The 14400-nt window shown below is 36.1% G+C and carries 9 protein-coding genes; 1 reads left to right on the top strand and 8 read right to left on the bottom strand.

The genetic code is table 11. The features are described 5' to 3' along the window. Position 1 precedes the first annotated feature (1 nt). The 6 genes from ACO05K_RS08965 to ACO05K_RS08990 all read right to left on the bottom strand — a co-directional run bounded on the left by ACO05K_RS08965 (position 2) and on the right by ACO05K_RS08990 (position 10487). Positions 2 to 1657, bottom strand: a complete 1656-nt coding sequence (locus ACO05K_RS08965) for a pectate lyase family protein (RefSeq protein WP_421944102.1) — start codon at positions 1655 to 1657, stop codon at positions 2 to 4. A 386-nt stretch (positions 1658 to 2043) separates the two neighbouring features. Continuing rightward, on the bottom strand, positions 2044 to 3030 hold the full coding sequence (locus ACO05K_RS08970) for a hypothetical protein (protein ID WP_421944103.1): 987 nt from the start codon (positions 3028 to 3030) through the stop codon (positions 2044 to 2046). Positions 3031 to 3079: 49 nt separating this feature from the next. Beyond that, positions 3080 to 4975, bottom strand: a complete 1896-nt coding sequence (locus ACO05K_RS08975) for a RagB/SusD family nutrient uptake outer membrane protein (RefSeq protein ID WP_421944104.1) — start codon at positions 4973 to 4975, stop codon at positions 3080 to 3082. A gap of 12 nt (positions 4976 to 4987) precedes the next feature. Beyond that, positions 4988 to 8143 (bottom strand): SusC/RagA family TonB-linked outer membrane protein, encoded by a 3156-nt coding sequence (locus ACO05K_RS08980; protein WP_421944105.1) that lies wholly within the window; start codon positions 8141 to 8143, stop codon positions 4988 to 4990. A 33-nt stretch (positions 8144 to 8176) separates the two neighbouring features. Continuing rightward, positions 8177 to 8851, bottom strand: coding sequence for a DUF3826 domain-containing protein (locus ACO05K_RS08985; protein WP_421944106.1), 675 nt, complete (start codon positions 8849 to 8851; stop codon positions 8177 to 8179). Between the two features lie 4 nt (positions 8852 to 8855). After that, on the bottom strand, positions 8856 to 10487 hold the full coding sequence (locus tag ACO05K_RS08990; protein ID WP_421944107.1) for a fucose isomerase: 1632 nt from the start codon (positions 10485 to 10487) through the stop codon (positions 8856 to 8858). A gap of 228 nt (positions 10488 to 10715) precedes the next feature. Here ACO05K_RS08990 and ACO05K_RS08995 point away from each other — a divergent pair, with 228 nt between their 5' ends. Beyond that, positions 10716 to 11585 (top strand): AraC family transcriptional regulator, encoded by an 870-nt coding sequence (locus tag ACO05K_RS08995; RefSeq protein WP_421944108.1) that lies wholly within the window; start codon positions 10716 to 10718, stop codon positions 11583 to 11585. A gap of 248 nt (positions 11586 to 11833) precedes the next feature. Here the strand turns inward: ACO05K_RS08995 and ACO05K_RS09000 are convergent, their stop codons facing one another. Next, the gene (locus ACO05K_RS09000; protein WP_421944109.1) at positions 11834 to 12766 is read right to left on the bottom strand and encodes a dihydrodipicolinate synthase family protein; all 933 of its coding nucleotides are present in this window, start codon (positions 12764 to 12766) and stop codon (positions 11834 to 11836) included. A gap of 47 nt (positions 12767 to 12813) precedes the next feature. Beyond that, on the bottom strand, positions 12814 to 14388 hold the full coding sequence (locus ACO05K_RS09005; RefSeq protein ID WP_421944110.1) for a sodium:solute symporter: 1575 nt from the start codon (positions 14386 to 14388) through the stop codon (positions 12814 to 12816). Positions 14389 to 14400: the final 12 nt, after the last annotated feature.

Below are 14400 nucleotides of genomic sequence, written 5' to 3' on the forward strand. Positions count from 1 at the left end.
ATTAATTAGGCTTTACCGTTGAAACATTAACCACACTATTTAGGTAGTTTTCGATGTTCGAATAACCATTTTTAGTAATTTTTGCTGCGTCAGCTGCATCCTTCGGATTCAAACCATTCTTTAACTCATAAGCATCTGGCATTCCATCATTATCTGAATCTTTGTATGGCGTTCCTTTATATTCAGGATATCCACCTACTTGAGAAATTTCTGTAATTATGCCTTGTTTGTACGAATCACCTGGTAATCTGCGGTGTTCAAATTGAAACGCCGAAGGTTTAGCATCTGGATGAACTTCAATAACTCCCGTTCTTACCTGTTTAACTACCCGTGTATCTACAGGATCTCTTTTTGGCAAGGTTGCTCCTACATTTGTTAGAACAAACTCTTTAGCTTGAAGTGTAGGAATAATGGATATTTTAGGCATTGGAAAAGGCTTTTTTGCTCTCATAGCCGCAAAATATGGCGATGCTTGTTCAAAACTCATTAAACTACCTTTTTTATCCTCAATTTGAACACCACCGTTCCAATTGTCTTTAGTTACTTTATCATTGCCTTCGATAATATTTCCATCTACATAAGCTCTTCCGAAAACAACATAAGGTAATTTACTACGGCCAGATTCTGGTTTTAAGATTCGGTAAGAGATTGGGTCTTTAAGCTCAGTAACAGGCCCTGGTTTATAATAATTATTGATAATATTATACTGTGCGGTATAATCACCGCCATCAGTAGAACGGTTATTCCAGTTAAAAACCACATTATTTGCAAAATTGAAAATACCATTCCAGCCAATTGATGGATTACGAGCACCATTATCTGCCCAAAGATTGCGAACAAAAGCACAGTTTTCTCCACCTAATGTAGAACCAAAAGCATGGTTCCAATAATCCAAAGCTTCAGAAAAGATAGAATTTTGAATGGTAATGTTTACTGTTCCCAATTTATCTTCGATTTTACCCGTGCTATCATTGTACATGTGACGATACATCGACATGTTTTCATCCAATCCCCAACTTGCAGAAACGTGGTCAATCATGATATTTCCTACCGGATTACCACCAATAGCATCATCGCGACGACCTACAAAAGTTTCGCCTCTGCGGAAACGCATATAACGAACGATAACATCATGCGTGTTTAACCAAACTGATTCGCCTGCTACGCAAACTCCATCGCCTGGTGCAGTTTGACCTGCAATTGTTATGTATGGTGCTCTAATTATTAATGGAGATTTTAAACGAATAATTCCCGCAACATTGAAAACAACAATCCTAGCCCCGCCTTGCTCACAAGCATCACGTAGCGAACCCGGACCACTATCATTTAAATTTTTTACAACAATTACTCTACCACCGCGGCCGCCAAAACTATAAGCACCACCACCTTCTGCACCTGGAAATGCTAGCAATTCTGATTGAGGTAAATCTGTAGGTCTACCCGCCCATGGAATATATGGCTTGCCTTGTTTAGCTTCAGCTTCCATAATTGGCTTTGCCTTTTCCCATGCAATATCTGATTGAAGAGTAGCTGCCTTCATAATCGAATCAGACTGTTTTTTAACATCATCAGGAATTTTCGGGTATTGTGCAAAAGCTGAACCAGCTGAGAGAATTAATGCTGATGAAAATAGCAGATTTAATAAGTTCTTTTTCATTTGTGTTTTGCTCGTAAAGAAAACTAAGATTTACCAGGAAAAATTAACTGTGAAGAATTTCAAAAAGTTAATTTACAAATTACGGCTCATTCTTTAGTATTTCTTGGTTATAAGTTTTGGTTAGAAAGTATATTATCTTTCAAATTTGCAATCAAAAGTGAGCCTTTTAATGTATAATTTTCTCCAGCTATTGTACAATATTACCAATCGAACAAATTACCTGTAACAAATTAAACTCATTATCAAAGCCGTGTTACAAGGTAAATAAAAAATTCATATATAAATGTAACATTCTTAAATAAAAAAGGAGAGCAATCGCTGCTCCCCTTTTTCAAACCAAATATATATAAAAGTGGCAGTGCTAAACCCGCCATTAAGCAAGCAATTTATCGTTGCACTTTAACGCTGACGTTAATGAATGGTCTTTTTTGCAAATCAGATGAAACTGTGTTAATATATATTATTCCATATTTGCCTTCAGGCGTAAGGAAGTACACGGCATTACCTGCTGCTAATCCATTAGCTGGGGTAGTCTGCGTAGTTTCATTAAAGGTAATCGCTCTCGCTTTGGCTAAAGTTTCTATGGAAGATCCAGAAATTGCTGTAGTCAAAAAAGCATTCGCTTGTCCGGTAACCGGCTGACTAAATTTTGTAGTTCTTTTAGGATTAAAGCCGCTAATATCATAAACCGTTAATGGATTTGTTGCCACACTTGGAGAATATAAATTAACTACCCAGGTTGGTGTTTGGATTGTTGAATTAGAACCAGGTTTTCTATAGATACCAAAGTCTATCTTCGCCGCATTCGCCGGAGCATTGGTATAGCTGAAACTTGTCGCATCATTAAGCGAGAAAAAGCTCGGTAATGATTTTGCAACAGTATCTGGTAAATAGATATCTCTGTTAGCATAAATCATAAAACTTGGATTCACATCAACAGTTACTTTTTTATAACCATCACCAATGAATACTCCTTTTTCATTTAATGCACAAATACGAAAGCTTTGTTTACCATCTCGAAGTGCTGCAGCCGGAAAGGCAGAATTTGGAAGTTTAATGATTGAAGAAAAACTTCTGCGTTGGGCTGGATCGGTAATTGTAACAGTATAACGTGTAGCTTCCCGAGTGCCCGAAGAAACCTCGAATATGTAAGAATACATATCTTCTTTCGCAGAGTTTATTGTAAAATCGATCCACACTTCTTCTTTGTCGTTAATTACTTTATAATCGGTAACACAACGCGGATCACTATTATTGAAAGTTACGGTTACATCCTCGAACATGTTAAATATGTTAGCCGCCTCTTTTTTACAGGATGTGAAAACAATCACACATAACATTATGAGTAACTTATTAATATATTTCGTTTTCATTATTTTATTTTTTTTAATCAGATCAACTGAAACATTTATGCTTTAAATACTAATCAAGTGGATCAAATGTACCACCGGCCCATCCAATTGTTGGAAGGATTTTATTACCAAAACTCACAAAGTCGTTATGAAAAGTATAGAAGTAATGAAATTCTGGTACATTGTATGGCAGATATGTTGTATTTGTTATGATAACATTTTTGAAATACTTGGTATAAGTTGCCTTATCATTAACATTTAAAGTTTCTCTGAATAATGTTGTACCGCCAGGAACTGTTGGGTCTTCTAATACTTTTTTATCTTTTTGATCTGACCCTGATGGAGGATTAACCAACTGAACTTCAAGCTTAGACAGATTTCCCGTTAATAAATGCATGGTGCGGGATCTTCTTAAATCTGAATTACGTTTGTTTTCAAAAGCGAATTCAACTTGTCTTTCATTAAGGATTAAGTTACGCATAGCAGTTGTACCTCCAGCTAATGAAAGTCCGTAGTCTGAATCACCGGCTACAACACCAGCCCTCATTCTAATCTGCTTAACCAAATCCTTCGCACCTGCAGTGTTTCCTGTTTCATTCATGCAATCGGCATAATTCAACATTACCTCTGCAAATCTAAGCTCAATCCAATCCATACCACTTCCACCACCAACAGAACTATTATAAGCAGAGGCACTCGCGGTTAAACTCGGAGTTGAAAAGCGCTTAACATATACCGCAACACCACTACTTTCGCCAACAGCTAAATTGTAAGTCCATTGTTTCCTGTTTGTATTGCCACTTAAAGGATATACCGAACCGTTGGTAGCAAAAGTAGCTTCAAATCTCGGGTCTCTGTTTTGCCAAAACATTACTGGATCATAAGGGTATGCAGTAGATGTATTTAATGGTTTTCCATCTCTCATCGGGTAAGCATCAAGCATTTTGGTCGTAGGAATAAAATAAGTATTTGGGAAACCAGTACTCCCTCCCTCAGAAGTTGGTCTAACACGAACTTCCGTATTATTTCCTCTATTAGCTACAGTATTAGAATAAGTCCTAACCAAAATTGCTTCAGTATTCGCAGCACCTTCAACGCGAAAAATATCTAAATAACTAGGCATTAATCTTTTTCCGGCTGATGTACACATGTCATAAGCTTCTTTATTAGCAGCTAAAGCATCAGTCCATCTGCTGGCTACAAAAGGGTGTTTAGGATCGTTAGTAGGGTTAAATTGAGGACTTGCCCAATAAAATAGCACTTTCGCCTTTAAACAGGTAGCAATTAACTTTGTAATTTTTCCTCGTCCATCAGCATCGTTTGGCGCAAAGCCATCTAATAGCGTAATGGCATTATTTAAATCGCTTAAAATAGCTGCAAAACATTCTTTTGCAGATCTTCTACCTTCATCATAAATGCTATCGCCACCTTGAGGAGTTAATGGTAGTGGAACACCACCATAAACTTTAACTAATTCGAAGTATGTAATTGCCCTCAATGCATAATATTGGCCTAGTAATTCATTTTTCTTCGGTGTAGCCATTTTACTTCCAGGAAGATTGGCTATTGCATCATTACAACGGGCAATATCCCAGTATTTATTTTGCCCTGGATTACCACCATAGTTATTACCGGTATATCTAACGTCGTTATTTCCTAATACACCTTGTAATCCCAATGCTGCTTTTGCATTTGCATCACCATCAGGGAAATAATTTTCATCACTCGCATAATGAACGCCATAACGATCTGGAGTTAGCTGTAATGGAAATTGGTACATGGCTACATCATAGACCCTGTTAAGGTGTAATTGTACAGAACCATCATTATCCCAGATTGCCTGATCGATACCACCTGTATCTGGTAATAAGAAAAACTCATCTTTATTTACACAAGCAGGTAAAAGTGCAGTTAATGATAAAACAATCACCGCCTTTTTTATATTGTTTTTTATTTGATTAATCATTGCTCAAAAAAATTATAAGTTAACACTTAACCCTAAAGATATCGTTCTCAACATTGGATAATCCCATGCACTTGAGGTATAAGGATCTTTGTAAGGTAAAGGATTCACAATAGTCCATAGGTTATTTCCTGTAAGTAGAATACGAGCACCTCCAATACCTAACTTCTTTGTAAATGCAGTTGGTGCTTTATAACTCAATGTCATTGTATTAATACGAATCATTGTTCCATCAACAGCCCAGAAATCAGAATTTATTCCTAACGAAGGATCATCAAATCTTGGATATTTACCTTGTGTTGGGTTTTCAATTGTCCAACGATCCGTCCAGATATCCAATGTATTTCTGGTTTTTGATGGAGCTGTTCTTGCTCTGCTATCGTAGAAAATCTTACCTCCAAACCTTGCATTAATATTAGTGTTTAAACTAAAATTCTTGTAGGTTAAATTAAGTGAGATACCCGATGAGAAGAAAGAATTGGTATTGTTGTAAAGTGGTGCTAAATCACTATCAGATATCACGCCATCGCTGTTGGTATCTTCATAATACAACCATCCGGCTTGAGGAATTCTGTCATAAACTCTATAGTTAGGATATTTTGCCATCCATGCATCAACTTCTCCCTGAGTTCTAAACATACCAATGTTTCTTAAACCATAATTGCTTGAACTATACTTACGTGGATCGGTTCCGAATAATTGTAAGTTAGGAAAGGTATTGTTAATTAAGTTTCCGGCAGTATAAAGAACTCTGTCTGTAACAGAGTTACCATATGAGAAGTTCATACTTGCGTTAAGATTTAAGTCTGTTGCAAGTTTTGCTTTATAACCTATGCTGAATTCCGAACCCCAGTTATAAAGTTGTCTGTAGTTTAATACAGGAGCTTGTGTACCGAAATATTGTGGATACTGATTATTAGCACCGAGTTCGAAACCATCATAAGTATAGTTTTGGAAGGCTTCAACACTAATATCTAACTTGTTATTAAACATTGAAGTTTCTAAGCCAACGTTAATTGTTCTTTTCTTTTCCCAGGTAATATCAGGGTTACCAATACGCGAACGATTTAAACTATTACCATTGGCATTACCATAGATATATCCATTGGTTACATCGATTAAAAATCTATCTTGCCATAAACGAACACCTACTCGGTCATCACCAGTAATACCAACATTTGCTTTTAATTTTAAGTAATTAATAAAGCCTAATGCTTTGCTGTCTTTAAAGAATTTTTCCTGACTGATAACCCATCCAACACCAATGTTTGGTGATACTCCCCAACGGTTTCCTGTGGCAAAGTTTGATGACGCATCGATACGGGCAATACCTTCAACCAGATATTTCTTATCAAAATCATAACTAAAACGAGCAAAACCAGAACGTTTTGAAACTGCTGTTCTATCTAAATTAGATGCTACAAGAGTATTAATGTCGTAAGCAAAAAATTGGTCTATCCCTGGGATAAGTTGATTTGTATAACGTACGGTTGAATTTTGTGAATTACCTTCACTTTGTTCGGCACCTGCTAAAACACTGAAAGTATGTTTTGCTATTGTTTTATTGTACTGTAATGTTAAAAAGAATTGATAGCTATTATTATCACTTAAACCTGGCGTGAAAGTTGAATTTGCTGCACTAGTAGGCTGAAAAGTTGCCGGAGTAGCAGTTGGTAACTGATTAGTAAACAATTCTTGATTATTACCTGTTTTTACAAAATTATACAGCGTAAACGGTGGTACATATTGTGTATTCTTTGAAGATCCGCTTGATTGTGAGACCTGGCCTTTAATTACAAGCCCCTTTAAAAATGCAGGCTCATAAGATAATGAAGCATTAATACGGTATGATTTATTTGAACCATTGTTGTAATAACCAGATTCAGAAATAGCTAAAGGATTGATATTAGCTGAGTTAACAGAATTAACGTTATAATTTACGTATTTTCCATCTATACTAATTGGAACCCATCTTGGTACTGTTATAAGTCTCTCAAAAAAAGGTGCATCATTTTCCTGAGTATTATGATGAAGCTCTTTAGTTCCATAATCAACATTAAAGTTAACATCAGCTTTTAAACCGTTGGCTACATTTGCCACAACACCACTTCTGAATGAATATTTATTAAATTTCATTCCGGCATAATTACCATTTTCACCTTGATAACTTCCTCCTGCAAAAAAAGTAATTTTTTCACTTCCACCAGAAATACCAATATTGTGTCTTTGCGTTGTAGCAGCTTGCCAAACTTCGTCGTACCAGCTTTTGTAATTTAATGTTTTAATATATTCCAAATCCTCAGGAGAAAAGTAATCTGATGCAGGTGCACCTTGAGAACGGAACGTATCATTTAGTAATAATGCATGATCATAACCAGATAACATTTTTGGTACTTTGATGGCGTCAGAAATGCCTAAATAGCCATTATAAGTAATGCTCGGCTTTCCAATTTTACCTCTTTTTGTAGTAACTAAAATAACACCTTTAGCTCCAGCAGCACCATAAATTGCAGCAGAAGCATCTTTTAAGAACGTTAAATTCTCGATCATCGATGGATCAATGTTATCAAAAGCTTCTCTAGTTACAGTAATATTATCAACAACATAAAGTGGCTCTGCCGTCGTACCTGCTGCCGCTGTGGTAGTAGTAGAATTCCTTATATTCAGCGTAATTGCAGAACCAGGTCTTCCTGATTCTTGCGATACACCAACACCGGCAATTCTATTTCTTAAGGCACCAGCTAAATTTGGTGCAGGAATATCCTGAATTTCTGCACCGGTTATAGTCGCCACTGCGCCAAGAATTTCTGATTTCTTTTTAGTTCCGTAACCAACAACAATAACATCATCTAAAGCTGTATTGTCTTCTACGAAGTTAACAGTGATGTTAGTTTTTCCTGCCAAAGGAACAATCTGACGACTGTAGCCAATGTAAGAAAACACCAAGGCATCTGTAGCCGGATCTGCAATTAATGCAAATTCACCCTTATCATTGGTGCTCACATTATTGGTTTTGCCACGTATACCAACGGTCACCCCTGGTACAGGTTGTCCGTCCTTTTTATCGACAACTTTACCAGTAATTTGGCGCTGTTGTGCAAAAAGGACTGTGCTTACAAGCATTAAAACCAGTAAGGACCATGAAAATTTGTGTAAAAGTTTCAATTTCATATTTATTATTTGGTTAGTTTTTAATCTATTCGTTTAGTTTGCTTTTTCAGCAGCTGCTTTTCTTCTTTTCTCCCACTCTGCACCTTCCTTTTTCAAATCGTAACCTGCGGCTGATAAATAATTATTAATTCTGCCTTTGTATTTACCGAACCAGGCATGTTTTTTATCTGATGATTCTGCATCTATAGCATGTTCTCTGGCTTCGGTTAACCAGATTAATATTTGTTTCTTTTGTTCATCTGTTAAGGTTAAAATTTGTTCCTGGTAAGCTTTATAAGTAATTGGCAAAACATTATAAGTCATTCCGTTTTTAACCTGTTCAATTTGACTTTCAGATAAATTAGAAGCCAGTTTACCAATATATTTTTTGTGAAGTTTTGATAATGATGCCTCGGTATTTCGGTTTTGTTTTGCAATCGCAGAATCGCGTTCTACTTTATTATCAGCATTCTTCTCCTTTATTTCTTTCAGTTTAGCATCGCGAATAATGTAAATATCATTCAAGTTGCTGTATTGATCTCTGATGGTATTTCTAACCGCTTCAGATTTTTTACTATCCTTAACATCAAGCGTAGCTACAATTTTATCTGCTCTTTCTGTAATTGCTTTTACGTACTTGGCTTTTTCTTCTGCCGATAAATTATTTTGTGCAATTGCATTGAAAGAAGTAAATGCAACCAAAAGCACCGCTATAATCCCTAATCTCATATTTTTAGTTTCTTTTTTTTATAAGTTTTACATCACCACAAAAGTGAACTTTTAAACCCAACTCATCTAAAGCAGCAGCTTTTATTCTGCAAGCTTCATGTGCATTAGCTTCGTAATGTGTATATACAACCTGTATGTGATTTGCCTTATGTCTGGCCATCATTTGGTCGCGGGTTACGCCCTTTAAAACCGCATGCATAATTGGCCATTCCGGAGTGGTATTATTCCATCTTCTTTCTGTCTCAGCTTTTGGTAGTGCAACTACTTCACCCACACCTAAGTCGCAATGCAATTCGTTATTCATTACATAAACCCTGCTCCAAACAATAAACCCCGGTTTACTAATGCCTTTTAATGAACCTCCACCTAACCTAAAATACATTGGCGGCTGTCTATCGCTACTAGCACCTGCATAACCATCAATAAAATGTGCAGGAGGTGCTGCGCCAGAAATTAAGAACAACCAAACAAAATCGTCAATTGCTTCGCCTTTATAGTGTTCGCCCCAACGAATATCATGTAATGTATTTTCGCCCGTCATACCAAGTTCTTTCCAAAGGTTGTAGGTTAACAAAGCATCTAAACCGGCACATTCATCAACCTCGTTAAAATGAGGCAATGCTTGTTTAGCGTAAAGCTCTTTACCCATTTTTGAAAAAACCGGTGGTCTGTCTTCATTATTTAATAAACCTTCAACCAAATCGCTGGCTACAGTTAAATCTTTTAAGCCTTGTTGATATTGAATACCGATTGTATCACAACTAAAATCATCAGCAATGCGTAAAGCTGCGATGTACATTTTGCATTGCGCTAAAGTTTGGTTTTTTGTTAGATGAATTTCTTCTTGAGTGCCCCAATTAAAGGTCATTCCTTTTTTTAATAACCAATCTAAAACGGCTTCAGCTTCTGCATCTGTAACTTCTAACATGGCTGCATAAAGTGCCGACTGACTTAAACGTTCTTTAAAAAAACCTGTTTTGTGCAAAAGTTCATCAGGAATGATGGCATTGTACATACCCATGCAACCTTCATCAAAAACGCCCATTATAACTTTGCGTTCTTTTAAATTGCGGGCAAATGTACGACCCTTTTTATCATCGGCTGTTGGTATTTTGCTTAAACTAAAACTTTGTACATGACTTTGATCATAACTGATTTTACCTGTAGATAACCACTCCTGTAAACCTTCAGTAAAAAAATCATCATCGAAATTTTCGCTCCAAAGTGTACTATAAGGAATTTCTGCTTTGGTTAAACAACCGTTTAAATTAAGCATACCGACTAAACCAGGCCATTGTCCGCTCCAGTTTGCAACGGTTAAAATAGGTCCTTGATGTGTGGTTAATCCTGCAAGTACATGATGCGAATATTGCCAAACACTTTCTGCTACAATTAGGGGTTGTTTCGGGTCGATATTTCTGAAGATATCAATGCCCATTCTTTGCGAATCTATGAAGCCATGTTTTTTGCTTGAATTGTAATCGTGGGCACGCTTAACCGACCACCCGAATTTCTCAATTGCGGCCGTTAATTTTTGCTCCATTTCGAGTTGTGCCGGCCAGCAATTTTGGTTCGCTGAAAGCCGTAAATCACCACTGCAAACAAGTAAAATCTCGCTTAATTTTGCGTGCTTCATAATTCATTAATGAACAAAATATTTATATGAAAATAATTTGCCGGTTTATATTTTGGTTTATGCCTGAGTGGCTATATACAAAACTCAACAATCAAAATAGTTAATTTATGGTAGTTTTTATCAAATTAATATAGGATATTATCCTAAAAGAACCTATCTTTAGCCAAGATACGTTTATGTTTCGCAATAATCGAAACGATATTTTAACCAAATATTTTTATAGAATTCATGAAACCTCATTTTCATAAAGTTCCGGTAACCCTACAAAGTTCGTTTAGTATTCGCCATGATAATAAGCCAAATTTTGGTAACATTTGGCACTACCATCCGGAGCTAGAATTACACTATGTTATAAAGGGAGAAGGTGTTCGATTTATAGGCGACAACATCAGCAATTTTGAGCCGGGAGAAATGGTTTTAATTGGCGAAAATTTACCGCATACCTGGCGTTGTAAAGATGAGTATTTTCAAAACAACACCGCTTTAAATACAGAAGCTATGGTTGTTCATTTTTTGCCTGATTGTCTTGGTAAATATCTTATCAATTTACCCGAAGCTTATTTGATTCCGAAGCTATTTGAAAAGGCAAAAAGCGGAATGGTTATAAATGGAGAAGCAAAGGAAAAATTAGTACAACTAATGAAAAATGCTGTTGATGCAACCAATATCGACAGGATTATTATTCTACTTTCAATTTTGAAGACTCTTGCTGAAACAGATGAATTTGAAAACATCGTAACAAGCAAAAACACATTTTATCAATCTAACGAATCGGAAACGCTTCGAATAAATAAAATTTGTAACTACACACTCAGCAATTATAAGAAAGACATTACCCTTGAGGAAGTTGCATCTTTAAGCAACCTGAGTGTAACTTCATTTTGTCGTTATTTCAAGTTAATGACAAAGAAAACCTATTATGATTTCCTGATCGAGATACGTGTAAGTCATGCCTGTAGATTCTTGATTGAAAACAAGTTACCAACTGAGATGATTTGTTTCGACTGTGGATTTAACAACGTATCTAACTTTTACAGGCACTTTAAAAAAGTTACCGGAATGACACCTCTAGATTACAAGAGAAAGTATTTGAATTAGTTTATTTGAAGTTAGCCACAGATTTACAGATTATTATAATTATAACGGTAAATCAGTTTTTAGCGCTTTCGTCATTGCGAGGTACGAAGCAATCTCAAAGACAGTTTTCTCTGTACAGCAATAGGAGGCAATGTAAAGCCACAGATTTACAGATTAATACAGCAAATCTTTTTTTAGCGCTCGTCATTGCGAGGCACGAAACAATCTATCTAGTAAGATTGCTTCGTACCTCGCAATGACTGATCCCATTAAATATAAACCTGGATATTCAAATCGCTTCTTAAGGCAGTATAATCATCAAACAATTTCTCTACTTCTTTAATAACATTCGGAGTAAAGCTGCCTACATCTCTTCTTGTAAAAGTCGAAATATCTAATCCTCTTTTTTGCAAAAAATACTTAGAAACTATAGGATAAACATTATGCATTACATCCATATTATCAATTAAAAATTGTTGTACTACAACTACTTCTTCCAATTGCGTTTCATCATTATAATGATCACAAAGCCAAACAATTAATTCAGGAAAATAGTTGCCCTGAATACAAGATAAACCTGCTGAGCCTACTTTTAATGATTCAACAGCGTGAACGATATAAGCATCGTACAAACCAAAATTATAATCTTTAGTGAGGTTTATTTTATCTTTTATCTGAGCCAAATCCAAACTGGTGTCTTTGTGATAAATCACCCGTCCTGTCGAAACAAAATCAGCCAATTGCTTAGGTTTTATTACTCTTTTGTATGGAACAGGGCATTCGTAAAATCCGATGGGAATATTATCTGTTTGCTTTAGTAAAGCATGTACATTATCACCGAAAACTTCATCGTCTTGATTTTCATCAGCAAGTAAACTCGTAATGGCGATAACTGCTTCAACACCAGTGTCATTTACCTTTTTCACAAAATCTGCCTGCTTTGAAATTTCACCACCAAAAGTACCGGTTGCAACAACAGGCACGGCTCCGTTTACAACTTCGATAACATGTTTAATGGCATCAATTCGCTCTTTGTCTGATAATTCGAACATTTCACTCGATAAGCAATTGGCAAATAAACCCGAAGAACCAGCTTGTAAATAAATCTCAGTTAGCTGTGTAAGAGCAGGATAATCTATATTTCCATTGCTTAAAAAAGGCGTAAGCATAACCGGGATGAACCCTTTTTGTGAGTTTTCCATTATAATTTGATATGTAAATTTTTAATTAAATAATGCTGCGAGAAGATTTAAGAATCTTTAATACTAGCTTTTTTGTTGTCTGTAAATTTGGTAAGTGTTACGCCTACCAGAAAAATCGTTAGCGTACCAACCACAATAATCATATTTTGATGTAATGGATACCTGAATGCTTCTAAACTGGCAGGTAGAAAAGAAGATAAAGTCATCCAAATGATTACGAGTATGCCAATAATAGTTGCAATAATAGCCTGATGGTTTTTAGTTTTTTTACTTACTATGCCTAAGAGAAACAGACCCAACATACCTGCGGCAAAAATGCCCGAAAGTTGCCACCAAACATCCAGAATACTTTTTACACCTATCATAGCAATGCCTGCAATCATCCCAGCTAAACCAAAACCCACAGTTGCAATATGCAACAAGGATAAATTTTGTTTTTCGGTGATATCTGGTTTAATATATCGTTTATAAATATCAACCGAAAACACAGTTGCCGACGCATTCATACCTGAACTTATGGTACTCATAGCAGCAGATAAAATTGCTGAAACAATTAAACCAACCAAGCCGACAGGTATTTTTGTAACCATAAAATGAGGCATAATTTTATCACCATAATCTGCCGGTTTCAAAGCATTTTCTACAGCCAAAATTTCAGATGCTGAAGCATTAAGCGGTAGTCTTTCTACCGCAACCTGATGTTTGATGGATTGAACCAATTCAGGGTTAACATCGTAATAGGCATACAAGCAAGATCCTATAATAAAAAACAACAACGAAGCAGGAATGTACAACCAAACACAAAGCCAAATTGATTTTGATGCCGCCTTACTTGATGATGCCGTGTGGTAACGTTGAACATAATTTTGGTCCATTCCAAAATTATTAAGGTTTATAAAAAAGCCATATAGCAAAACGACCCAAAAAGATGAACTAACAAAATCTGGCGAGAAGCTTCCTAAGCTAAATTTATCAGCTGTTTTACCTATCTCAATAACTTTAGAAACGCCTCCCGACATATTTGTAATTATCAGATAAAGGATAAGCAAAGCACCAAATGTTTTAACTACAGCTTGTACAACCTCTGTCCAGATAACCGCTTCAATTCCTCCTAAAACAGTGTAAATAATAATTGAAATGCCCATTACAATCATTATAACCTGCATAGAATAGCCAGTTAACGCTTGCAGACTTAATGCTATTCCGAAGAAAATAGAACCCATTCTAGCCAACTGTGTAAGCAGAAAGCAAACCACTGCATAAACTCTTGCCCAAGCCCCAAAACGATGTTCTAAATGTGTATAAGCGGATATTTCGCCTGTACCACGGTAAAACGGAACAAAATATTTTGAGGCAATCCAAGCGGCCAATGGCATAGAAATACTGAAAACAAATGCATTCCAATTTCCACCGAATGCTTTGCCCGGTACGCCTAAAAATGTATTGCTGCTTAAAAATGTTGCGTAAATTGATAAACCTATTGCCCATCCGGGAATGAGGCCCGAAGCTTTTGTAAATTGTTCGGAATTTTTGTTTTTTCTCGAAAAATAAATCCCAACTAATATCATTCCAACAAGATATATGAAGATGATTGCAAGATCGAATACAGGTAAACCCTTCATTATCGGTTGGCT

Origin of the sequence: Pedobacter sp. (assembly GCF_965227205.1) — a bacterium.
Lineage (GTDB): Bacteria > Bacteroidota > Bacteroidia > Sphingobacteriales > Sphingobacteriaceae > Pedobacter.